Genomic DNA, 22,876 nt, shown 5'->3' on the forward strand with positions numbered 1-22,876 from the left:
TAGGTCAGCGCAGTGGCTCGCTCTGCATCGTCGGGGTGGGCGCGGTGTTCGCCGTGGCAGTGGGCTCGCTCGGCTCGGCGAGGTTGACGCTGCCCTGGTAGCGCTGCTGGTGCTGCTCGGCCACCCACGTGTCTTGCTGGTCCACTGCGGCTTGATCCGGATCCTGACGCTGCGTGCGCCACCGTGCGAGGTCGTTCTGGAACTGCCGGCGTGTGCGCGCCGGGTGACGCTGCCACTCGAGCAGTCGGTCGCGGAACTCCACCACGGCGGGATCGAGCTGGTAGCCGAACGTCGCCGATGCGCGCTTGAGTTCGTGCAACTGGTGGGAAGCCCAGTTCGCCGCGACATCCGACCCGCGGATCGGGAGCAGGCGCACGATGATGTCGGCCTGGCCGACGGCGCGATCGACGAGCACCTGTTCTTGAGGAGTGAGCGAGTTCCAGACGGAAGCCTCGGTCGCGGCGTCGACGAGCGCGGCGATCGCCGTCGCCTTGGCCTCACGGTCGCGCTGTGTGACGAGACGCTTGATCGCGATACTGGCGATCCACACCGCGAGAAGCCCGGCGGCGAGCACCGCCAAGAACAGCACGGCGGCCGAGAAGATCGCGGGCCGCGCCGCAGCCGAGTCGAGCCAGGAGACGAGATCATTCCACCACTGCATGGCCGCAGGTTACCTCGCGTCGGTGTCGCGCCGGGCGAGCAGGGACGGCGTGCCCGAATTCGCTCGACGCCCGGTCACCGGAAGAGTTCAGCGGCGTCGCGCGAAGACCAGAACTCACCGAGGTCGATCGAGCGGATGCCGCCGGCAACCAGTCGCTTCGCTCCGAAGCGCGTCTCGGTGCCCGCACCGCGCTGCTCGATGTGACCGAGCACCGGCCCGTGCGGGCGAGTGACTCGCCACAGGCCCGGAGCGGCCGGCGAGATGAGCAGACCGGGAACGTCGATGGGGAACGGTTCGCGCGTGCGTGCGGCGTTCGTTGCGATGGCGGACATGTCGTTCCTCTCGTGACGCAGCCGGCCCTGCTGGTGTATGTCACGAGAGTACGAAGGGCCACCGACATCCGACCGGTGGTGCCGACTCAGCCGAGTGCGGTGCCGTGGGCCGCGAGCGGCTCGATGCGTTCGATCTCCTCATCGGTGAGGGGCGGGGCATCGAGCGCTGCAACGTTCTGTTCGAGCTGCGCGACGCTCGAGGCGCCGATGAGTGCGCTCGCCACGAGCGGCTGGCGGAGCACCCACGAGAGCGCGAGCTGGGCGAGGGTCTGGCCGCGCTCCTTCGCGATCGTGTCGAGCGCCCGCGCGCGCTCGAGGTAGTCGGTGCTGATGCGATCGGCTGAGAGGAACCGGCTGGTTGCGGCACGCGAGTCCGCGGGCACGTCGCCGCTCAGGTAACGATCGGTGAGCAGCCCTTGCGCGAGCGGCGAGAAGACGATGCTCGCGGCGCCGACTTCTTCGAGAGCGGGGAAGAGCCCGTCTTCGATGTGCCGGTCGAACATCGAGTACCGCGGCTGGTGGATGAGCAGCGGCACGCCTTCGGCAGCGAGGGCGGCGGCGGCCGCTCGAGTCTGATCGGGGTCGTAGTTCGAGATGCCCGCGTAGAGCGCCTTGCCCTGGCGCACCGCGGTGGCGAGGGCGCCCATCGTCTCTTCGATGGGCGTCTCGGGGTCGGGCCGGTGCGAGTAGAAGATGTCGACGTAGTCGAGGCCGAGACGCTCGAGGCTCTGATCGAGCGAGGCGAGCAGGTACTTGCGCGAACCGAAATCACCGTACGGACCGGGCCACATGTCGAACCCGGCCTTCGACGAGATGATCAGCTCGTCGCGGTACTGGGCGAGGTCGTCGGCGAGAATGCGCCCGAAGTTCTCCTCCGCGCTCCCGGCGGGCGGCCCGTAGTTGTTCGCGAGGTCGAAGTGGGTGACGCCGAGGTCGAACGCACGTCGCACGATCGCGCGTTGCGTGTCGTACGGCCGCTCGTGACCGAAGTTGTGCCAGAGCCCCAGAGAGAGTGCCGGCAGTTTCAGGCCGCTGCGGCCGACCCGGTTGTACTGCATCCGTTCGTAGCGTTCGGGGAGGGCGACGTAGCTCATTCTGCAACTCTATGGCGATACGCCGCGCTGCTCGTGCCGCGGCCGCCCACATCGTCATTCGGGGTCACTCGTCCTCCACAACGGTCGGTACCCGGTTCTTCTGCACCGTCGTCGATGAGGCCATCGGATGCCTCGGCCGGCCGGTGATGCTGGTGCTTGCGGCTCCGGGGTGACGATCCCGGCACGAGCGCACCTCGGAGCCGCGTGCCGTCGACTCGCGGCGGCATCCGACTGAGGAGTGCAGCACATGACCGACATCATCACCGTGACCGGCGTAGTGGGAACCGATCCCAAACACACCGTCACCAACGGCGGCCTCGCCATCACGTCGTTCCGTCTGGCATCGACCAGACGAGTCTTCGATCGGGCGAAGGGCACCTGGGAAGACGGCGAGACGAACTGGTACACCGTCTCGGCGTTCCGGCAGCTCGCATCGAACGCGAAGCTCTCGATCCGCAAAGGTGAACGCCTGATCGTACGCGGTCGGCTCCGGCTGCGCGCATGGGAGACCGGCGAGAAGTCGGGCACCGCTGTCGAGATCGAGGCGGATTCGATCGGGCACGACCTCGCCTGGTGCGTGACGTCCTACGCGAAAGTGCGCTCCGCGCGCCCAGCGGATGCCGCGGCCGACGACGCTTCGTCGGGCGGGGCCGAGGTCGTCGACGCGTTCGGTGCGGCGGAAGGCCTCGAGCAGGGCGCGTCCGCGTGGCCTGACGTCGCAACGACCGATGAGGGCCACGACGAGGCCAGCGACGACAGCGCTGAACCTGCTGAGCTCGACGAAGCGATGGCCACCGTCTGATCGATCGAGCGGACGCCACACGGCGGGCCGCCCGGGCAACGGTCGAACGCGAACGCATAGACTCTGCTCGGGCGGTCGGCACCGCCGGTGAGGGGAACGATGAGACGGCGCTTCGGCACATCCGCGGCTGTGGCGCTCACGGCTGTCGCGATCATCGCAGGCACCGCCGGCTGCACGACTGCAGACCCGCAGCCCACGGCCCCCTCGACGGCTCGCCCGACACCCTCGGAGGCCAGTGCACCGACGCCGACGGCACCCGAGTTCCGGCCAGAACTGTCGGCCGCTGAGAACCTGGGGTTCTTCGACTGGGTGAACGCGGGCGTCGTCGCCGCGAACGGTGCCGCTGGTGGCCGTGACTTCATCGACGCGCTCGCCGCTGCGGGCTTCGACAAGGCTCAGATGCAGGTGACCGCAGACACGACCACGATCGGTGAGCCGGCCGACTCGGTGCAGTTCTCCGTGCTGTTCCAGGGTGAATGCCTGGTCGGCCAGTACGGCCCGAAATCGGGCGGCTACCATGGCGCGGTGCGCCCGCCGCTCGGCACCGGCGGCTGTCTCGTCGGGCAGACCCGCCCCATAGACTGGTAGGCGACATGGCTGATTACATTTACTCGATGGTTCGCGCCCGCAAGGCGGTCGGAGACAAGGTCATCCTCGATGACGTGACGATGGCGTTCCTGCCCGGAGCGAAGATCGGCGTGGTCGGCCCGAACGGCGCCGGCAAGTCGACGATCCTGAAGATCATGGCCGGTCTCGATCAGCCGTCGAATGGCGAGGCGCGGCTGAGCCCGGGCTACTCCGTCGGCATCCTCATGCAGGAGCCCGTGCTCGATGAGACCAAGACGGTGCTCGAGAACGTGCAAGAGGGGGTCGGCCCGATCAAGGCGAAACTCGATCGATTCAACGAGATCTCGCTTGCGATGGCAGACCCCGACGCCGACTTCGACGCGCTCCTCGCCGAGATGGGAACCCTCCAGGAGGCCATTGACGCCGCTGACGCGTGGGACCTCGACTCCCAGCTCGAGCAGGCCATGGATGCCCTTCGCTGCCCGCCTGGCGACGAGCAGGTCTCCGTGCTCTCGGGCGGTGAGAAGCGCCGTGTCGCGCTCTGCAAGTTGTTGCTGCAGAAGCCCGATCTGCTGCTCCTCGACGAGCCCACGAACCACCTCGACGCCGAGAGCGTGCTCTGGCTCGAGCAGCACCTCGCGAAGTACCCCGGCGCCGTGCTTGCCGTCACGCACGACCGCTACTTCCTCGACCACGTCGCCGAGTGGATCTGCGAGGTCGACCGTGGCCGGCTCTACCCGTACGAGGGCAACTACTCGACCTACCTCGAGAAGAAGCAGGAACGACTGCAGGTGCAGGGCAAGAAAGACCAGAAGCTCGCCAAGCGCCTCGAATCAGAACTCGAGTGGGTGCGCTCGAACGCGAAGGGCCGACAGGCCAAGTCGAAGGCGCGTCTCGCGCGGTACGACGAGATGGCGACCGAGGCCGAGCGCACACGCAAACTCGACTTCGAAGAGATCGTGATCCCCGTCGGTCCGCGTCTCGGCGCGCAGGTGATCGAAGCGAAGAAGGTCCGCAAGGGCTTCGGCGAACGCATTCTGATCGACAACCTCAGCTTCAGCCTTCCGCGCAACGGAATCGTCGGCATCATCGGTCCGAACGGCGTCGGCAAGACGACGTTGTTCAAGACGATCGTCGGGCTCGAGCCGCTCGACGGCGGCGAACTGAAGATCGGCGAGACGGTCGACATCTCCTACGTCGACCAGAGCCGCGGCGGCATCGACCCGAACAAGAACCTGTGGGAGGTCGTCTCCGACGGGCTCGACTACATCATCGTCGGCAAGACCGAGATCCCGTCGCGGGCATACGTCTCGCAATTCGGATTCAAGGGGCCCGACCAGCAGAAGAAGGCGGGGGTGCTCTCCGGCGGCGAGCGCAACCGCTTGAACCTCGCGCTCACGCTGAAGCAGGGCGGAAACCTCCTGCTCCTCGACGAACCGACCAACGACCTCGACGTCGAAACGCTGTCGAGCCTCGAGAACGCCCTCCTCGAATTCCCCGGCTGTGCAGTGGTGATCACCCACGACCGTTGGTTCCTCGACCGCATCGCGACCCACATCCTCTCGTACGAGGGCACCGAAGACGACCCGGCGAACTGGTACTGGTTCGAGGGCAACTTCGAGTCGTACGAGCAGAACAAGATCGAGCGGCTCGGCCCCGACGCGGCCAAGCCGCACCGTTCTGCGTACCGCAAGCTCACGCGAGACTGACATGCGGCTGCACGTGCCGACCCCGTTGCGCTGGAGTGATCTCGACGCATATGGGCACGTGAACAATGCCCGCATGCTGGGTCTGCTCGAAGAAGCCCGCATCCAGGCCTTCTGGGTGAACGACGACACGCCAGAGCACGCCGTCGGCGCATCGACGGCGGTGCTCGACGCCACGCCGGGCGCGAACACGATCACCCTGATCGCGCGGCAGGAGGTCGAGTACCTCGCGCCGATCCCGTATCAGCGCCAGCCCGTCGACATCGAGCTCTGGATCGGCCACATGGGCGGGGCGAGCCTCGACGTCTGCTACGAGGTGTACTCGCCGGTCGGCGTCGAGCCTCGCACGCTGTACACCCGCGCCGTCACGACGATCGTGCTCGTCGACGCGGCGACCGAGCGTCCGCGGCGTGTCAGCGAGGCCGAACGCGCGGCCTGGGAGCCGTACGTCGGCGACCCGATCGGGTTCCGCCGCCGCTGACTCAGTCGCCGAGTGGATCGTCGCTGAACGAGCCCTCCCAGACGGCACGGCTTCCCGCCTCTGCGATCTGCACGAGCGTCCAGGTGGAGCCTGCCGCGATGACGAGCGCAGCGATGGTCAGTGCGATGCCGACGACGAGGCGGATGCCGCGGCCGATGCCGGTTCCATTCCCTGCTGCGGTGCGACGAGCCGAGCCGCGCTCGACGACCGCCCACGCCGCGACGACGACGGCGAGCACGAGGATCGCAATGAGCCACGGCACGATTCCCTCGCCCTGGTCGGTGTGCTCCTCGATGAGCGGTGTCGGCGACACCCGCTCCTCGAGCCACTCGCCGGCTTCGATCGTGAAGAGACCGAGGGGGAGGAGCAGTACCGCGCCGATCAGTACCGGCAACCACAGCACCCGCCGAGCTGCCGGCCACGCCGCGACGACGACGAGTGCCAAGCCGAGCAACGGGGTCAGTACGACGACCGCATGCACGAGCAACACGTGCATCGGGAGTCCTGCGAACGTGAAGTCGAAGTCGTCCATGGTCAGGACGCCGCGACGATGCGGTCACCCGAGATCGCGACGGGGATGGCCGTGAGCGGGTCGAGCGCTGGGCCCTGGATCACGTCACCCGTCGCCGCATCGAACATCGAGCCGTGGCAGGGACAGTGGAACTCGGATGCCGCCGCGGCGACGACGCACTGCTGGTGCGTGCAGATCGCGCTGAATGCCACGACCTGGCCCGCCGTCGGTTGTGCGATGAGCGCGGGCTCGCCATTGATCTTCGCGTCGATGCTGCCGCCGACGGGCACGTCGGCGACAGCCGCGATGTCTTCGCCGACCGGTGGCGCATCGGGCGCGGCGCTCGGCTCGGTGGGCGGTTCGTCGGTGATCGAGGGATCGGGAGGCGTCGAGGGTGAAGCGGTGTCCGACGGGGCATCCGCTGCGCAGCCGGCCAGCGCGAGGGCACCGCCGACGGCTCCGACGGAGCCGAGCGTGAGGATGGTGCGTCGTGTGAGATCGGTGGGATCGGTCATCGCCTGAGCTCCTTCGTCCACTTCGCTCGCGTCACGCGCGCGCCTTTGCCCATTGTGTGTCACGGCGCGGTGCCACTGCCGGATTCCACAGGATCTATTCAGGCGAATGCATCCCGGCCGATTCGGGCACGCGCACCATGCCCTCTTGCGCAACACTTGCCACCAGCACGCCCTCGCGAGTGTAGATGCGGCCGAGTGAGAGACCGCGACCCCCGCTCGCCGACGGCGACTCCTGCGTGTACAGCAACCACTCGTCGACCCGCGCATCGCGGTGCCACCACATCGCATGGTCGAGGCTCGCAACCTTGAGGCCGGGCGTCGCCCAAGCCACACCGTGTGCGCGGAGGATCGGCTCGAGGATCGAGTAGTCGCTCGCGTAAGCGAGGGCGGCACGATGCTGCTTCGGGTCGTCGGGAAGCTTGCCGAACGCCTTCATCCACACCGCCTGCCGAGGCACTCGCTCGCCTTCGACCGTGAGGTAGACGGGCGAAGAGACGTGCCGCATGTCGAAGGCACGTTCGTTCGACCAGTATCGGGCGATGTCGTGATCGAACGCGCCGAGCACGTCGGCGGTCGACGGCAGGCTCTCAGGGTCGGGGAGGTCGGCCGGCATGTCGACCTGATGCTCGACACCCTCGTCGGGAGTCTGGAACGAGGCGATGAGCGAGAGGATCGGCTCGCCGTTCTGGAATGCGTGGGTGCGGCGCGTCGAGAACGATCGCCCGTCGTGCAGTCGATCGACGGAGAAGGTGATGGGGTGCGCGACATCGCCGGGGCGGAGGAAGTAGCCGTGCATCGAATGGATCGTGCGGTCGTCGGGCACGGTGTGCATCGCGGCGATGAGCGACTGCGCGAGCACCTGACCGCCGAAGACACGCCCGAGCGGCATCCATTGCGAAGGCCCGGTGAAGATGTCTTCGGTGGTGCGGGCCCCGGTGTCGGTGAGGTGCAGGGTGCTCAGCAGGCCGTCGATCGGACCGTTCATCGTTCCTCCGTGTCGGTGGTCGGTGACCGCCCGGCGCCCGCGGAGCGCGAGGCCGCCGGGGCGGCGGCGCTCACTTGGTAGTTTAGACAGGAGATGGTTCAACAACTCACGCTCGCCGACAGCTTGTCGCTCGGAGACCTGCATACCTACCTGCAACGTGCAGGCCGCGTCGAAGACGGTTCGGTGCGCCTGATCGCCGGTTCGGGCATCCTCGCCGTGTACACCGCGATCCTGTATCCACGAGGCATCCTCGATGAGAGCCCGACCGTTCTCGGGCTGCGCACCTTCGCGCTCGCCGACGACGAGGAGTTCGATTCGGTCGTGCCGATGCGTTCGCTCGTCGAACGTATCGTGCGGGCCAGGGGCGAACTCGGCGAAGACGACGACTCGCGCCCGGTCTCGATGTCACGACCTCCAGAGGTCAACACCGTCACCTGGGCGGGCATCTCACCGCCCAGAGGCGGGTGGCGACCGCTCGGTGTGACGGATGCCGCGACGCTCGAGGCTGCGGCACGTGCGGGCATCGACGAGGTGGCCGAGGCGATTCCGGCCGGCACCGGGGAGCAGCTCGTGCAGCGCGTGCGCTCAGAGGTGTGGGGGCGTGGTGTCGAGGGCGTCGAGTACGTGCCGACCGGTGCGGCATTCGCGGCCTACAGCCTCGGGTTCCTCGGCGACGATGAGGTGAAGCTCTTCGAGACTGGTCCGTGGACCCGTCTCTCCTCGCGGCGAGGCCACGTGCTCGTGCGCCGCAAGCCATGGACGCTGAAGGCGTGACTCCTGCGGGTTGAGCCTGTCGAAACCTGCTGTGCGCCGGGGGCTTCGACAGGCTCAACCCTCAGAAGGCTCAGCCCCGGGCGATCGCGCGCCCCGCGGCCCTCCCTGTGAAGAGGCATCCGCCGAGGAAGGTGCCCTCGAGCGCGCGGTACCCGTGCACGCCACCGCCGCCGAACCCCGACGCTTCGCCGACCGCGTAGAGACCCGGAACCGGGGCGCCGTCGCTTCCGAGAGCCCGCGAGTCGAGGTCGGTCTGGATGCCGCCGAGGCTCTTGCGCGTGAGGATGTGCAGCTTCACCGCGATGAGCGGGCCGGCCTTCGGGTCGAGGATCTTGTGCGGGGTCGCGACGCGGATGAGCTTGTCGCCGCGGTACTTCCGTGCACCGCGCACCGCCGTGAGCTGGAGGTCTTTGGAGAACTCGTTGTCGAGTTCGCGGTCGCGGGCGATGATCTCGCGCTCGATGTTCTCGGTGTCGAGCTCGGTTTCGGCCGAGAGGCCGCGCATGCCCTCGAGCAGCTCGGGCAGAGTATCGGCGACCACGAAGTCGACGCCGTGCTGCTTGAACGCCTCGACAGGGCCGGGTGCGCCCGAACCGAGGCGCTCGGCGAGCAGTTTCACGTCTTTGCCGGTGAGATCGGGGTTCTGCTCGCTGCCCGAGAGGGCGAACTCCTTCTCGATGATCTTCTGCGTGAGCACGAACCATGAGTGGTCGTGACCGGTCGAGGCGATGTGTTCGAGCGTGCCAAGGGTGTCGAATCCGGGGAAGAGCGGCACCGGAAGTCGCTTGCCGTCGGCGTCGAACCAGAGCGACGACGGGCCGGGAAGGATGCGGATGCCGTGCTTGGGCCAGACCGGATCCCAGTTCGTGATGCCTTCGGTGTAGTGCCACATGCGGTCGCCGTTGACGAGCCGGGCGCCGGATGCCTCGGCGATGCCGAGCATGCGACCGTCGACGTGTGCAGGCACGCCCGAGAGCAGGTTCGCCGGCGCCTGCCCGAGTCGTTCAGGCCACGCTGCGCGCACGAGGTCGTGGTTGCCGCCGATTCCCCCGGAGGCGACGACGACCGCCGGCGCACGCAGCTCGAACGAGGCGACCTCGTCGCGATTGGACGATTCGCCGCGGGCAGCGGTGTCGGGTGCGAGCACGGCGCCGCGGATGCCGACGACCGCGCCGGCTTCGACGATGAGCTCGTCGACGCGGTGCCGATGGCGCAGTTCGACGAGACCTGCGGCCTCGCCCGCCTTCACCTTGGCGATGAAGGGCGCAAGCACTCCGGGGCCAGTGCCCCACACGATGTGGAATCGCGGTACCGAGTTGCCGTGCCCGATGGCGTTGTACCCGCCGCGCTCGGCCCAGCCGACGACGGGGAAGAATCGCACGCCCTTCTGGTGGAGCCACGCTCGTTTCTCGCCTGCCGCGAAGTCGACGTATGCCTCGGCCCAGCGCCGCCCCCAGTCGTCTTCGTCCCGGTCGAAGCCCGCGGTGCCTGCCCAGTCCTGATGCGCGAGTTCGACCGAATCTTTGACGCCCATGCGGCGCTGCTCGGGGGAATCGACGAGGAAGAGTCCGCCGAACGACCAGTGCGCCTGGCCGCCGAGGCTCGCTTCGGGCTCTTGGTCGACGATCACGACGCGCTTGCCGGCATCGACGAGTTCGGCCGCGGCGACGAGGCCGGAGAGTCCGGCGCCGACGACGATCGCGTCGGCGGGCTTCGGGGTGCGATCGGTCGCGGTGGGTGCGGGGGAGGCGGCCACAAGGACTCCTTCGTCTCGGGTGGTGATCGGATTGCGGGTGTTGATCGAGCGGGGCGTGCGGTTATTCGTCGAAGGTGTTCACCATCGCGTATGCGGCCCGTTGGAGATAGTCCCACAGGGTCTCTTCCGCGAGCGGCGGCAATGCGAGCGAATCGACGGCGACCCGCATGTTCGCGAGCCAACGATCACGGGCGTCGGGGTTCACCTTGAACGGCTGATGGCGCATGCGCAGGCGCGGGTGCCCTCGCTGCTCGCTGTAGGTGCCGGGGCCGCCCCAGTACTGCTCGAGGAACATCGTGAGCCGCTCGGCAGCAGGCCCGAGGTCCTCCTCGGGATACATGGGCTTCAGCACGGGGTCGCTTGCGACGCCCCGGTAGAACTCCGCGACGAGCCGCTCGAAGGTCTGGCGGCCGCCCACGGTCTCGTAGAACGAGGGCCCGAGTGCCGCGTCGTGTTCGGTGCCGCGGAGCGGCACGTTCGCAGGCTGCGGGGGGCCGGATGCCTCGGTCGGCAGTTGCTCACTCACGATGATTCTCCGGTCGGCGGCTTCGGCAGCTTCGGCAGTCTGGGGGCGCGCGGCGCTCGCGGCATCTTCAGCGCGGCCCGCGCCGCTGCGGCGCCCGTGTCGCCGTCGACGACGGCGCTCGGCGTAGTCTTGGGCGGCCTCGCACCCTTCACCCGGGTCGCGCCGTCGAACCCGGCCAGCACGACGCTGGTGAGGCTCGGCAGCTTGACGCCCAGCTCGTCGAGCGCCCGCTTCAAGCGCATGCGCAGCTCGCTTGCGACGTCGTCTTTCGCCGAGGACCGCACCTTCATGACGACGCGGGTGACGAGCGCATCTGCCGTGATCGATTCCATCCCCCAGACCTCGGGCTTCTCGAGCACGCGCGAACGCCACTTGGCCGACTGCGCCATCTCGGTCGCGGTACGCAACAGCGTCGCCTCGACCTCGTCGACGTCGACGTCGTACGGTACGGCGAGATCGACGATCACCCGCGCCCAGCCCTGCGACATGTTGCCGACCCGGAGGATCTCGCCGTTGCGCACGAACCAGAGCGTGCCGTTCACGTCGCGGATCTTCGTGACCCGGATGCGCACCTCTTCGACGATGCCGGTTGCCGGGCCGAGGTCGACGACATCGCCGACGCCGAGCTGGTCTTCGACGACCATGAAGATGCCGTTGAGCGCGTCTTTCACGATGTTCTGGGCGCCGAAGCCGAGACCGGCGCCCAGTGCCGCAGTGAGCAGGGCGAACGAGCTCAGAATCGTCTCGTTGATGGTGGTCACGACGAGGAGCGTGACGATGATGAAGAGCGTCACATTCACGATGTTCGCGAGCACCGAGCCGAGGGTTCTCGTGCGCTGCACGAGACGAACGGCCGCGAGCGGCGATGCCTGCAGCGCCTGGGTGTCGGTGACATCCTGCTTCTTCTTGACGCCCGAGACGACCTGCGTGACGACTCGCTCGATGACGAAGTGCAGCACCCAACGCACCAGAAGCGCGATGACGATGATGAAGATGATCGAGATCAGTTTGCCGAGCACGACGTCCCAGTTCTCGACCCAGTAATCGACGATGCGCGCCCAGAAGTCGACGGACACCGGGTTCTCGTCAGTGGCGGGCGAATCGAAAACGAACATGTTGTGAAAGTCTACTGAGCCGTGCCCGAGAGCTCGCTGGCATCGCGGGCCTGAGCGGCGAGTGCACGTTCGAGTTCGTCGAGTTGCTCGGAGACCAGGCGGTGGAGTGGCGCCGGCGTCGGATTCGCCTCGAGCCAATCGCGGGCCATCGCGGCGAGCTCGGTGGAGACGAATGGCGCCGGGAACAGTCGATTCACGACGAGCGAGGCCATCGTGAAACTGCGGCGCTCCCACACCGATTGCAGCGAGGCGAAGTACTCCGCGGCGGTGCCGGCGAGGAGCTCGGGTTGCGTGGTGCGCCGCCAGCCATCGGCGATCGCGCGCGCGAGATCGTTCGACAGCGTGGCGTCCGTCGCCACGCGCCGCCATGCGGCATCCTTCATCGCCTGATCGGGGCGTGCAGCGCGTGCCGTCTCGGCGAGCAGGCGGCCCTTGGCCGTGTTATCGCGGGCGAGTGCATCGGCGATCTCCTCGTCGGAGGCTGCGCCGAGGGTGGCCCGGGCGATCACGAGCTCCCAGCGCAGGTCGAGGTCGATCTCGAGCCCGTCGAGCTTGATCGAGCCGTCGAGCAGGCTGCCGAGCACGTCGGCGTGCGCCGCGGTGGCCGCGAGTCGGGTGAACCCCTTGACGAACTGCAGTTGGGCGTCTGAGCCGGCCTCGCAGAGCTCGGCGAGCGCCCACACGGCATCGCCCGCCTCGGCGGCGAGCTGTGGGCGGCGCTCTTCGGCGAGGTAGCGTCCGATCGCGAGTTCGAGGCGCGTCAGCGCCAGCCCCCGCGCCGCCGACTGCGTCTCGTGACCGATGCTGCCGATGACGAGTCGCACGAAATCGATCGTCGGCACCTCCGCGTCGCGCACGGCGTCCCACGCCGAGCCGAGGATGACGGCGCGCGCGACCGGGTCGACGATGTCGGGGAGATGGGCGATCGCCGTCTCGAGAGACGCGGCGTCGAGTCGAACCTTCGCGTACGTGAGGTCGTCGTCGTTCACGAGCAGCAGGTCGGGTCGGTGCTGGCCGATGAGATCGGGAACCTCGGTCACTGCGCCGTCGATATCGAGCTCGATGCGGTGGGTTCGCTGCAGACCGTTGGGGCCGAGTACGTAGCAGCCGAGCGCGAGACGGTGGGGGCGCAGCGTCGGATGCCCCGGTGCCGCGGACTGCTCGACACGCGCCGCCGTGATCGTACCCGCGCCGGTTGTGGTCGGCTCAGTCGTCTCGATCACCGCTCGAAGGGTGTTGACGCCCGCCGTCTCGAGCCAGAGCGCCGACCACCGGGTGAGATCGCGGCCGCTCGCGCTCTCGAGCTCGTCGAGCAGGTCGCGGAGGGTGGCGTTGCCAGTGGCGTGGGCCGTGAGATACGCGCCGACGCCCCGCTGGAAGGCGTCGAGTCCGACCCAGGCCACGAGCTGCTTCAGCACCGAGGCGCCCTTGTCGTACGTGATCGCATCGAAATTGACCTCGACATCGGCGAGGCTTGCGATCTCGGCGACGATCGGATGCGTCGACGGCAGTTGGTCCTGTTCGGCTGCGTGCGTCTTCTCGTCGCTTGCGAACGTCGCCCAGACCCCCGTGAACTCCGTGACAGCGGCCGTCGCGAGCGTCGACGCCCACGTGGCGAACGACTCGTTCAGCCACAGGTCGTTCCACCACCGCATCGTGACCGAGTTGCCGAACCACATATGCGAGAGTTCGTGCAGCACGACGATCGCGCGCTGCTCGCGTCGTGCGTCGGACACACGCGAGCGGAACAGGTACGACTCGTTGAACGTGACTGCGCCGACATTCTCCATGGCGCCCCAGTTGTACTCGGGCACGAAGATCTGGTCGTACTTGCCGAAGGGGTACGGCACGCCGAAGGCCGTCTCGTAGAACCCGAGGCCGGCCTGCACGAGCTCGAACATGACCTCGGGCTCTGCGTACCGGGCGAGCGAGGCGCGCGTGAAGAGGCCGAGCGGGATGTCGCGACCGTCGATGCTGCGCGCGGTGCCGTGCCATGCGGCGTACGGGCCGGCGATGATCGCGACGATGTAGCTGGAGATGACCGGGCCCGGTTCGAACGACCAGGTCGCGCTCGTGCGCCCTGAGCCTGTCGCGCTCGTGCCCCCTGAACCTGTCGCGCTCGTGCGCCCTGAGCTTGTCGAAGGGAAGCCCTCGGGCGCGATCGCTTCGGCGGGCTCAGCGAACGAAGCCGGCTCGGGCGTCGTCGCGTTGCTCAGCACCGTCCATGCGGCGGGCGCGGTGATGGTGAACGTGAACGAGGCCTTGAGGTCGGGCTGGTCGAATACCGCGAAGACTCGGTTCGCCTCGGCGACGGCGAACTCGGTGTAGAGGTATGTCTCGCCGTCGACGGGATCGACGAATCGGTGCAGGCCTTCGCCCGTGTTCGTGTACGAGGCCGTCGCCACGACGTGGAGCTCGTTCTCCTCGTCGAGCCCATCGAGCCGGATGCGAGTGCCGTCGCTCACGACGGCAGGGTCGAGTGGCCGGCCGTTCAGGGTGATCTCGTGCACTTCGCTGGTACACGCCTCGATGAAGGTCGATGCTCCGACGGTGCCCAGGAACTTCACGCGCGTCTCGCTGCGAAAAGTCTCGCCCGCGCCGGTCAGATCGAGCTGAACTTCGTAGCGAGGGGTGCGCACGACCAGTGCGCGTTCCTCGGCTTCGGTTCGGGTGAGATCGACAGCGGGCATGTGCGGGGCCTCCGTGTGGTCGTTGACTCGCCAGCCTACTGATTCGACGCCGCCGAGCACTGCACGGCCGAACTCGATGCGCTCCGACTCAACCCGCCCCGGAGCCGGGCGCGGGCAGCAGCCCCTGTTCGTACGCCATGATCACGAGGTGCACTCGATCGCGGGCATCGAGCTTCGCGAGCACGCGGCCGACGTGGGTCTTCACGGTCGACTCCGAGAGGAAGAACCGCGCGGCGAGTTCGCTGTTGCTCAAGCCTTCCGCGATCGCCACGAGGATCTCCCGCTCGCGTGGGGTGAGCACTTCGAGCACTCCGACGGATCGGTCGGGCTCGCCGTCGTGCCCGTCGATCGGGCCAGGCAGTTCATTGCTGAACAACTCGATCATGCGTCGAGTGACGCGAGGCGAGAGCGCGGCTTCGCCGGAGTGGACGGTGCGGATCGCCGACGCCAGCTCGGCTGGGCGCACGTCTTTCAGCAGGAACCCGCTCGCGCCCGCGCGGATCGCGGCGAAAGCGTACTCGTCGAGATCGAAGGTCGTCAGCACGATCACGCGCGGGGGCGTGGCGCCGGAGGTCACGGCTTCGGTCGCGGCGATGCCGTCGAGTCGGGGCATCCGCACGTCCATGAGCACGACGTCGACCGGTACGTCGCGCACGAGCGCGACGGCGGCGTGGCCGTCAGCAGCCTCGCCCACGACCTCGATGCCGGGCTCGGCATCGAGCACCATGTGGAACCCCGTGCGCACGAGCGCCTGGTCGTCGACGATCGCGACTCGGATCGGTGCGTGCTCGTCGGTCATCGTGGCTCCTCGCCGTCGCTCTCGTGGTCGCGCTCGCCGTCGCGTACGTCTGCGCCTCGTCGCGTCGGCAGCACTGCACGCAGCCGCCAGCCTCGCACGGGCAGCGCGCCGGCCTCGAGGGTGCCGCCGTAGAGGGCGACGCGCTCGCGGAGGCCCGCGAGGCCGCGGCCTGCACCGTGCATGGTCTGGTCGGTCGCCACGGGCGCGTCATCTTCGACCGAGATCTCGACCTCGTCGTCGCGGTGCTCGATGCGCACGTCGACACGGTGGGCGCGCACCGCATGGCGCAGGGCGTTGGTGAGGCCCTCCTGCGCGACGCGGTACACCGCCAGTTGCAGGGTCGGTTCGACGATCGGAGCGCCGACGGTGGTGAGGTGCACGGGCAGCCCGGCCTCGCGGAACCCGTCGACGAGGCGGGGGATCGCCGCAACGTCGGGTTGCGGTGCGAGGTCGGCCCCTTCGTCGGCGGGATCCCGCAGCACGCCGAGCATGCGTCGCATCTCGTCGAGCGCGCTGCGCCCGGTGTCGGCGACGTTGCGCATCGCGTCGGCGGCGCGGGCGGGATCTCGTTCGGCGGTCGCTGCCGACCCGTCCGCGAGCGTGATCATGACGGTCAGGCCGTGCGAGACGATGTCGTGCATCTCACGGGCGATGCGCGCCCGTTCGGCCACCGCGGCGAGCCGAGCCTGCTGGTCGCGTTCCCGTGCGAGGTCGTGGGCCCGTGCGATGAGCGCGTTCAGGTATCGACGGCGGTTGCCGACCGTGACGCCGATGAGCGTCGCGACGAGCATGACAACGGCATACTGCGACGCCGATGCCAAGGGGCCGCCCTCGGAGATGTTGAGTCGCGCGACGAGCGCGTTCGTCGAGAGCCACTCCGCGATGTACGCCGAGGCCGTGACCACGGCGACCGACCCCGCGAACCCGATCCACGCCGCCTTCGTCGAGCGGTAGACGCCGAGCCCGTAAAGGGCGAACAGCATCGGCAGCACGTCGGTCGTGCCGAACGGGTAGACGAGCAGGCAGACCGCCCAGGCCGTGCCGAGGACCCACCACGGTCGCGACCGGCGGAAGAGCAGCAGGGCTGCGCCGACCGCGACGATACCGGCCAGGTGCAGCACGCTCGTCCACAGCGGAGGAGCCAGGACGCCGACGACCGCGACGACGAGCGTGCCGATGAAGGTCGGCAGGAAGTAGAGGCCCGCGATGAGTGCGTCGGTCATCCTGGGATGCCTCGCCCAGAACTGGCGGATCACGCCGGGCGGTTTCGGCAGACGAAGCTCTCCCCCGACTACCGAAGCCGGGTAGCCGGGGGAGAAGGGTGCTTCCGCCATGGACAGGACTCTACGCGTCCCGTCGCTTCAACAGCACCGCAGCGCCGGCGATGGATGCCCCCACCCACGCCAGCACGACCAGGAGGTTCTGCCAAACATTCAGCCCGTCGCCAGTGGCGCCACCCGAGATTGCATCGGAGAACAGGTCGAGTCCGGCGTTGGAGAGCAGGTAGGGGACCATGTCCTGGGCCCAGTCGGCGGGGATCATCTGCAGCACGCTCGGGAGGAGGAGCAGCAGGCCGAGCACTGCGGCGATACCACCGGCGCTCGAGCGCAGCATCGTGCCCACGCCGAGCGCGAAGACCGCGACGAGGGCGAGGTAGAGTGCGCCGCCGAGCAGGGTGAGGTACACGCCCGGCTCGGTGATGCTCGCCGAGACGCCGTCGCCCGCGAAGACGAGCGACGAGGCGAGGTAGGCGCCGAACGTGCTGATCATTCCGACGAGGAACGTCGCCGCGAACAGCACCATGGCCTTTGCCGCGAGGGCCGGCAGCCGCTTCGGAACAGCCGTGAGGGTCGAGCGGATCATGCCCGTGGTGTACTCGCCGCTGATGACGAGCACGCCGAGGACACCGACGACGAGCTGGCCGAAGTAGACGCCGAACACTGAGGACTGCCCGATGAGCGCGAGCTGTTGCTCGGCCGGCGCGCCCGAGGCATCCGCGCCGCCGCTCATACCGCTCACCATGCTGAACGACATGATGAGCGCCATGCCGAGCGAGAGCGCGATGACGATGAGGTACGACCACACGGTCGAACGGAGGCTCCGGAGCTTGATCCACTCGGAGCGCAGCACGCCGCCGAAGCTCAGTGAGGTTGATCGAGCACGCTGCGACGGGTGCGCTGCGGTGGGTGTGATCGTGGTCATCGGACTGCCTCCGTACGGTATTCGACGGCGTCGGCGGTCAGGGCCATGTAGGCCTCTTCGAGCGACGCGCTGAGGGGGGTGAGTTCGTGGATTGCCAGCCCGTGCTGGGCTGCGAGGTCGCCGATGCCGGATGCCTCGACGCCCGTGATCTCGAGCACTCCCGCCTCGGAGCGCACCACGGCGACGTCGGGTGCGGCGAGCAGATCCGCCAGTTGCGAGGAGTGTGGTGAGCGCACCATGACGCGGGGACGTGTGCCTCCGGCAATGATGTCGGCGACGGGTGCATCGGCGATGATCTCGCCTCGGCCGAGCACGATGAGATGGTCGGCGGTGACGGCCATCTCGCTCATGAGATGCGAGGAGAGGAAGATCGTGCGGCCTTCGGAAGCGAGGTGGCGCACGAACTGGCGAACCCACAACACGCCCTCGGGGTCGAGGCCGTTGACGGGCTCGTCGAGGATCAGCGTGGCGGGATCGCCGAGCATCGCCGCGGCGATGCCGAGTCGCTGGCCCATGCCGAGCGAGAACCCGCCGACGCGCTTGCGTGCGACGGACTCGAGCCCCGTGAGCTCGATGACCTCGCGCACCCGGCTCGCGCCGATGCCGTGCGTTGCCGCCATCGCGAGCAGGTGGTTGTAGGCGCTCCGGCCGGTGTGCACCGCCTTGGCGTCGAGCAGTGCGCCGACCTCGTGCAGCGGCGCGCGATGCGAGGCAAACGGCTTGCCGTTGACGATGACGCTACCGGCGCTCGGTCGGTCGAGGCCGACGATCATGCGCATCGTGGTGGATTTGCCTGCGCCGTTCGGACCGAGGAATCCGGTGACCTGCCCAGGACGGACGGTGAAACTGATGTCGTTGACGGCGGTCTTCGCGCCGTAGCGCTTGACGAGCCCTTCTGCCGTGATCATGCTTCAACGCTACGGATCAGTCGCGGCCGGGGCATCCGTCTGGGGAATGGTTCAGGGCTGGTCAGGTAGTACCGCGGTACCACTTGATCAGCCGTGCGCCGGTCGAGTAGCGACGCAGGAGCGTATCGAGACCTCGCGAAGGGTCTCGCTACGCTTCGCTACTCGACCGGCGGGCGGCTACTTCCGTGCGTCGCGTGCCTGCACGGCGAGAGCCCGGTCGATGCCCGCGAGACGCTCGACGACGAGCCGGCGGAGTGCCGGCACGTCGGGGTGCGTCTCGAGCCAGGCGCGGCTCGCATCGGCGAGCGCCTGGCTTGCGAGCGGCGACGGGTAGAGCCCGTCGACGAGCTTCTCTGCGATCGCGTAGCTGCGCGCCTCCCAGATTTCTTCGAGCATCGCGAAGTAGCGCTCCACGAAGGCCTCGAGCAGAGCGGGATCGCCGGCACGGAGGAAACCCTCGGCCGTCTCGCGCACGACAGTGTTGGTCGCAGTGTCGACGTCGATGAGCGAGGCCCAGGCACGTTCCTTGCCCTCGACCGTCTGAATCGCGGCACGCGCGTGTGCAGCAGACTGCAGACCCGTCGCGGTGTTGTCGGTCGCGAGGCGCGCATCGATCTCGGCGTCGCCCGCCCGGCCTGCAGCGACGAGTGCGATGAGCAACTCCCAGCCGAGGTCGGTGTCGATCTCGAGCCCTTCGAGGGTCAGCGAGCCGCCGGCGAGGGAGGCGAGTTCGTCGATGTGCGATCCGGCCTCGGCGATGGCCGCGAAGTTCATCACGAACTGGAACTGCGCGTCACTGCCGGGCGCGGCTTCCTCGGCGAGCTTCCAGAACCCGTCGGCGAGCTTGCGGCGCGCTTCGGTGCGGTGCTCGGCTGCGGTGTACGCGCTCGCCGAGAGCCCAGCGTTGGCGAGCACGATGCGCAGCGTCGTCGATTCGGTTTCGCTCGCGATGTTGCCGAGCACGAGGTCGAGGTAGGCGCTCACACTCGTCTCGGCGTCGCGCGTGGCGTCCCACACCGAGCTCCACACGAGGGCCCGCGCGAGCGGGTCCTCGATCTCGGAGAGGTTCGCGAGGGCGACCTGTTGGGAGGCGTCATCGAGACGGATCTTCGCGTAGGCGAGGTCGTCGTCATTCAGCAGCACGAGGTCGGGGCGGGCGAGACCGACGAGCTCCGCGACATCCGTGCGCTCGCCGTCGACGTCGAGTTCGACCCTGTGGTCGCGAACGAGCTTGCCGCCCGTGAGGTTGTAGAAGCCGATCGCCAGGCGGTGCGGGCGGATCGTCGGGTAGTCGGCCGGTGCGGACTGCAGCACCGTGAAGGCCGTGATCGTGCCCGATTCATCCGTCGCGATTTCAGGACGCAAGGTGTTGACGCCTGCCGTCTCGAGCCAGAGCTCCGACCAGCCCGACAGGTCGCGGCCGCTCGCGATCTCGAGCTCGGCGAGCAGATCGGCGAGGGTCGTGTTGCCCCACTTGTGCTTCTTGAAGTACGCCGAGACGCCCTTGAAGAAGGCCTCGACACCCACCCACGCGGCGAGCTGTTTCAGCACCGAGCCGCCCTTGGCGTAGGTGATGCCGTCGAAGTTCACCTGCACGTCTTCGAGGTCATTGATGGTCGCGACGACCGGGTGCGTCGACGGCAGCTGGTCTTGACGGTAGGCCCAGCTCTTCTCCATGGAGTTGAAGGTCGTCCACGCCTCCTTCCACTCGGTCGCCTCGGCGGTGGCGATCGTGGACGCCCACTCGGCGAACGACTCGTTCAGCCACAGGTCGTTCCACCACTTCATGGTGACGAGGTCGCCGAACCACATGTGGGCGAGCTCGTGCAGGATCGTGACCACGCGACGCTCCCGCACCGCGTCGGTGACCTTCGAGCGGAATACGTAGACCTCGGTGAAGGTCACCGCGCCCGCGTTCTCCATCGCACCCGCGTTGTACTCGGGCACGAACATCTGGTCGTACTTCTCGAACGGGTACGGCACGTCGAACTTCGCCTCGTAGTACTCGAAGCCCTGCTTCGTCTTCTCGAAGATGTAGTCGGCGTCGAGGTACTGCGACAGGCTCTTGCGGCTGAACACGCCGAGCGGAATGGTGCGGCCGTCGCTGCTCGTGAGCTCGTCGCGCACCACATGGTACGGCCCGGCCACGATCGCCGTGATGTAGCTCGAGATACGCGGGGTGGGCGTGAAAGCCCAGGTCTTGGCGCCGTCGTGGGCGTCGACCGGCTCGGGCGTCGGAGAGTTCGACACGATCTCCCAGTGGGCTGGCGCCGTGAGGGTGAACTTGAACGCGGCCTTCAGGTCGGGCTGCTCGAACACGGCGAACATGCGCCGGGAGTCGGGCACCTCGAACTGCGTGTAGAGGTAGACCTCGCCGTCGACCGGGTCGACGAAGCGGTGCAGGCCCTCGCCCGTGTTCATGTAGCGGCCGTCGGCCACGACTTCGAGCTCGTTCTCAGCTGCGAGATTCGCCAACTGGATTCGCACGCCGTCGCTCACCTCGGCGGGGTCGAGCTCGACGCCGTTCAGGGTGACCGAGTGCACGGCCGCCGTGATCGCGTCGATGAACGTCGATGCGCCGGGGGTCGATGCGGCGAAGCGCACGGTCGTCGTGGCCCGGAACACCTCCGGCCCCGTGGTGACATCGAGCACGACGTCGTAGTCATGCACCGAGACGAGCGCTGCGCGCTCCTCAGCTTCGATTCGGGTGAGGTTCTCTCCGGGCACGTGCGCTCCTTCGCCAGTCATCGACGCGGCTCATGGCCGCAGGCAACGTGCACCAGCCTAGCTCTCGGCCGGGCCGCGGTCACGAAGATTCGAAGGTCGCAGGTCGCAGGTCGAGCGGATGCCGCGGCTCAGCGCGCCGCGATCGAGACCGCCGCCGTGACCGTCACTGCGACGTCACCAGTCGGCGCGTGCGTAGTCCTTCAGGAACACCCCGGTGACGTCTTCGCCGGCCTCGCCGCGCACGATCGGGTCGTATACCCGCGCGGCACCGTCGACGAGGTCGAGCGGCGCGTGGAATCCCTCCTCGGCGAGCCGCACCTTCGTGGGGTGCGGGCGTTCGTCGGTGATCCATCCCGTGTCGACGCTCGTCATCAGTATGCCGTCGGCGAGCATTTCCTTCGCGCTCGTGCGGGTGAGCATGTTCACCGCCGCCTTCGCCATGTTCGTGTGCGGATGCCCCGGTCCCTTGTAGCCACGACTGAACACGCCCTCCATGGCCGACACGTTCACGATGTAGCTGCGGCGAGCGGATGTCGCGGCCAGCGACGCCCGCAGGCGACTCACGAGGATGAACGGGGCTGTCGTGTTGCAGAGCTGCACCTCGAGCATCTCGAGCGGGTCGACATCCTGCACGACCGCGCTCCAGCTGTTCTCGTGGTGGAGGTCGGGCACGAGGCCGCCGGCGTCGATCGCCGTGCGATCGGCGAGTCTCGCGAGCGAGCTCGAGCCAGGTGCGAGCGCGAGCGCCGTGAGATCGTCGGCCGTCATGGTGCCCGCGAAGAGACCCGACGAGAGCACCGGGTGGCTCGACACCGAGTCCGCGAGAGCGAGCGGATGCGCATCGTTCGTGTGGCCGAAGCTCACGAGCTCGGGCATCGGCCCGTCGGGGAGGGGCGAGGACTCGGCCTCGACGAGGGGCGAGTACGAACCGGGGGAGCGGCGCACGGTCTGTGCTGCGTTGTTGATGAGGATGTCGAGCCGTCCTTGCGCGGCCACGTCGTCGGCGAGCGCGATCACCTGTGCGGGATCGCGCAGGTCGATGCCGACGATCCGCAGGCGGTCGAGCCATTCGCCGGCATCGGGCATCGCGGCGAACCGCCGGGCGGCATCCCGCGGGAACCGCGTCGTGATCGTGGTGTGGGCTCCGTCGCGCAGCAGTCGCAACGCGATGTACATGCCGATCTTCGCTCGTCCGCCGGTGAGCAGCGCACGCTTGCCCGTGAGGTCGGTGCGCGCATCGCGCTTGGCGTGGCTCAATGCGGCGCAGGTCGGGCAGAGCTGGTGGTAGAACGCGTCGACGAGCGTGTAGCGCTGCTTGCAGATGTAGCAGGGGCGCGCCACGCGCAGCTCGCCGGCGGTGCGGGCATCGGTGCCGCTGACCAGGTGTGCGCCGCGGGTCTCGTCGTCGATACGGGTGGGTGCGCCGGTCGCCGTCGCGGCGATCACGGCGCGGTCGGCGTCTTGCACGACCTTCCGCTTCTCGAGTCTGCGCGCAACCTTGACCGCCTTGAACATCTTCGCGGTCGCATGGCGCACGGTCTCGAAGTCGGGGTCGTGCTCATCGAGCTCGCTGAGCGTGGCCAGTACCCGCAGCGTCGCCTCGAGGTCTCCCGCGTCGATCGTGGGCGCGCTGAAGGAGGGAGAGGCGTCGGAGGACATCCGGAAATTCTACGGGCCGCCACCCCACGATCACCTGTGCGCTGCCGAGTGGGCGGGTGCGATGTC

Annotated in this window: 21 protein-coding genes; 5 read left to right on the forward strand and 16 right to left on the reverse strand. The window is 68.2% G+C overall.

The features are described 5' to 3' along the window. Nucleotides 1-4: 4 nt before the first annotated feature. From AC1C2T_RS14040 to AC1C2T_RS14050, 3 genes are all read right to left on the reverse strand, one after another. On the reverse strand, nucleotides 5-661 hold the full coding sequence (locus AC1C2T_RS14040; RefSeq protein ID WP_495360373.1) for a hypothetical protein: 657 nt from the start codon (nucleotides 659-661) through the stop codon (nucleotides 5-7). 74 nt (nucleotides 662-735) lie between these two features. Then, nucleotides 736-993 carry a hypothetical protein gene (locus AC1C2T_RS14045; RefSeq protein ID WP_495360372.1) on the reverse strand — a complete coding sequence of 86 codons (258 nt, stop codon included), beginning with the start codon at nucleotides 991-993 and terminating at the stop codon, nucleotides 736-738. Nucleotides 994-1,079: 86 nt separating this feature from the next. Beyond that, nucleotides 1,080-2,087 (reverse strand): aldo/keto reductase, encoded by a 1,008-nt coding sequence (locus AC1C2T_RS14050; protein WP_495360371.1) that lies wholly within the window; start codon nucleotides 2,085-2,087, stop codon nucleotides 1,080-1,082. A gap of 247 nt (nucleotides 2,088-2,334) precedes the next feature. Here AC1C2T_RS14050 and ssb point away from each other — a divergent pair, with 247 nt between their 5' ends. The 4 genes from ssb to AC1C2T_RS14070 all read left to right on the forward strand — a co-directional run bounded on the left by ssb (nucleotide 2,335) and on the right by AC1C2T_RS14070 (nucleotide 5,643). Further along, nucleotides 2,335-2,889, forward strand: coding sequence for a single-stranded DNA-binding protein (gene ssb, locus AC1C2T_RS14055; protein ID WP_495360370.1), 555 nt, complete (start codon nucleotides 2,335-2,337; stop codon nucleotides 2,887-2,889). Between the two features lie 99 nt (nucleotides 2,890-2,988). Then, entirely contained in the window at nucleotides 2,989-3,477 is a 489-nt protein-coding gene (locus AC1C2T_RS14060; protein WP_495360369.1) for a DUF6993 domain-containing protein, read from the forward strand. 5 nt (nucleotides 3,478-3,482) lie between these two features. Beyond that, nucleotides 3,483-5,165, forward strand: coding sequence for an energy-dependent translational throttle protein EttA (gene ettA / locus AC1C2T_RS14065; RefSeq protein ID WP_495360368.1), 1,683 nt, complete (start codon nucleotides 3,483-3,485; stop codon nucleotides 5,163-5,165). 1 nt (nucleotide 5,166) lies between these two features. Then, the gene (locus AC1C2T_RS14070) at nucleotides 5,167-5,643 is read left to right on the forward strand and encodes an acyl-CoA thioesterase (protein ID WP_495385710.1); all 477 of its coding nucleotides are present in this window, start codon (nucleotides 5,167-5,169) and stop codon (nucleotides 5,641-5,643) included. A gap of 1 nt (nucleotide 5,644) precedes the next feature. Here the strand turns inward: AC1C2T_RS14070 and AC1C2T_RS14075 are convergent, their stop codons facing one another. From AC1C2T_RS14075 to AC1C2T_RS14085, 3 genes are all read right to left on the reverse strand, one after another. Then, a complete protein-coding gene (locus AC1C2T_RS14075; RefSeq protein WP_495385711.1) occupies nucleotides 5,645-6,175 on the reverse strand; it encodes a hypothetical protein in 531 nt (176 codons plus the stop codon). Nucleotides 6,176-6,177: 2 nt separating this feature from the next. Further along, on the reverse strand, nucleotides 6,178-6,669 hold the full coding sequence (locus AC1C2T_RS14080) for a QcrA and Rieske domain-containing protein (RefSeq protein WP_495360365.1): 492 nt from the start codon (nucleotides 6,667-6,669) through the stop codon (nucleotides 6,178-6,180). A 94-nt stretch (nucleotides 6,670-6,763) separates the two neighbouring features. Continuing rightward, the gene (locus tag AC1C2T_RS14085) at nucleotides 6,764-7,654 is read right to left on the reverse strand and encodes an acyl-CoA thioesterase (RefSeq protein ID WP_495360364.1); all 891 of its coding nucleotides are present in this window, start codon (nucleotides 7,652-7,654) and stop codon (nucleotides 6,764-6,766) included. Nucleotides 7,655-7,747: 93 nt separating this feature from the next. Between AC1C2T_RS14085 and AC1C2T_RS14090 the strand changes: the two genes are divergently transcribed. Then, nucleotides 7,748-8,428: a DUF8185 domain-containing protein gene (locus AC1C2T_RS14090; protein ID WP_495360363.1), complete on the forward strand. Its 681-nt coding sequence runs from the start codon at nucleotides 7,748-7,750 to the stop codon at nucleotides 8,426-8,428. Nucleotides 8,429-8,498: 70 nt separating this feature from the next. Here AC1C2T_RS14090 and AC1C2T_RS14095 read toward each other — a convergent pair whose 3' ends face one another. From AC1C2T_RS14095 to AC1C2T_RS14140, 10 genes are all read right to left on the reverse strand, one after another. Next, complete coding sequence (locus AC1C2T_RS14095; protein WP_495360362.1) at nucleotides 8,499-10,184, reverse strand: FAD-binding dehydrogenase; 1,686 nt, start codon at nucleotides 10,182-10,184, stop codon at nucleotides 8,499-8,501. 61 nt (nucleotides 10,185-10,245) lie between these two features. Next, a complete protein-coding gene (locus tag AC1C2T_RS14100; protein ID WP_495385789.1) occupies nucleotides 10,246-10,659 on the reverse strand; it encodes a globin in 414 nt (137 codons plus the stop codon). A 47-nt stretch (nucleotides 10,660-10,706) separates the two neighbouring features. Continuing rightward, nucleotides 10,707-11,825, reverse strand: a complete 1,119-nt coding sequence (locus AC1C2T_RS14105) for a mechanosensitive ion channel family protein (RefSeq protein ID WP_495385712.1) — start codon at nucleotides 11,823-11,825, stop codon at nucleotides 10,707-10,709. 11 nt (nucleotides 11,826-11,836) lie between these two features. After that, entirely contained in the window at nucleotides 11,837-14,515 is a 2,679-nt protein-coding gene (gene pepN / locus AC1C2T_RS14110; RefSeq protein WP_495385713.1) for an aminopeptidase N, read from the reverse strand. Nucleotides 14,516-14,603: 88 nt separating this feature from the next. Beyond that, on the reverse strand, nucleotides 14,604-15,314 hold the full coding sequence (locus tag AC1C2T_RS14115) for a response regulator transcription factor (RefSeq protein ID WP_495360359.1): 711 nt from the start codon (nucleotides 15,312-15,314) through the stop codon (nucleotides 14,604-14,606). Continuing rightward, entirely contained in the window at nucleotides 15,311-16,648 is a 1,338-nt protein-coding gene (locus tag AC1C2T_RS14120) for a sensor histidine kinase (RefSeq protein ID WP_495360358.1), read from the reverse strand. Before AC1C2T_RS14120 ends, AC1C2T_RS14115 begins: the two co-directional genes overlap by 4 nt. Before the next feature lie 10 nt (nucleotides 16,649-16,658). Continuing rightward, complete coding sequence (locus tag AC1C2T_RS14125) at nucleotides 16,659-17,516, reverse strand: ABC transporter permease (RefSeq protein WP_495385714.1); 858 nt, start codon at nucleotides 17,514-17,516, stop codon at nucleotides 16,659-16,661. Next, the gene (locus tag AC1C2T_RS14130) at nucleotides 17,513-18,424 is read right to left on the reverse strand and encodes an ABC transporter ATP-binding protein (RefSeq protein ID WP_495360356.1); all 912 of its coding nucleotides are present in this window, start codon (nucleotides 18,422-18,424) and stop codon (nucleotides 17,513-17,515) included. Before AC1C2T_RS14130 ends, AC1C2T_RS14125 begins: the two co-directional genes overlap by 4 nt. Before the next feature lie 177 nt (nucleotides 18,425-18,601). Then, nucleotides 18,602-21,151, reverse strand: a complete 2,550-nt coding sequence (gene pepN, locus AC1C2T_RS14135; RefSeq protein ID WP_495385715.1) for an aminopeptidase N — start codon at nucleotides 21,149-21,151, stop codon at nucleotides 18,602-18,604. Nucleotides 21,152-21,325: 174 nt separating this feature from the next. After that, the gene (locus AC1C2T_RS14140) at nucleotides 21,326-22,810 is read right to left on the reverse strand and encodes an SDR family NAD(P)-dependent oxidoreductase (RefSeq protein ID WP_495385716.1); all 1,485 of its coding nucleotides are present in this window, start codon (nucleotides 22,808-22,810) and stop codon (nucleotides 21,326-21,328) included. Nucleotides 22,811-22,876: the final 66 nt, after the last annotated feature.

The sequence above is a fragment of the Agromyces sp. Y558 genome (assembly GCF_059445415.1).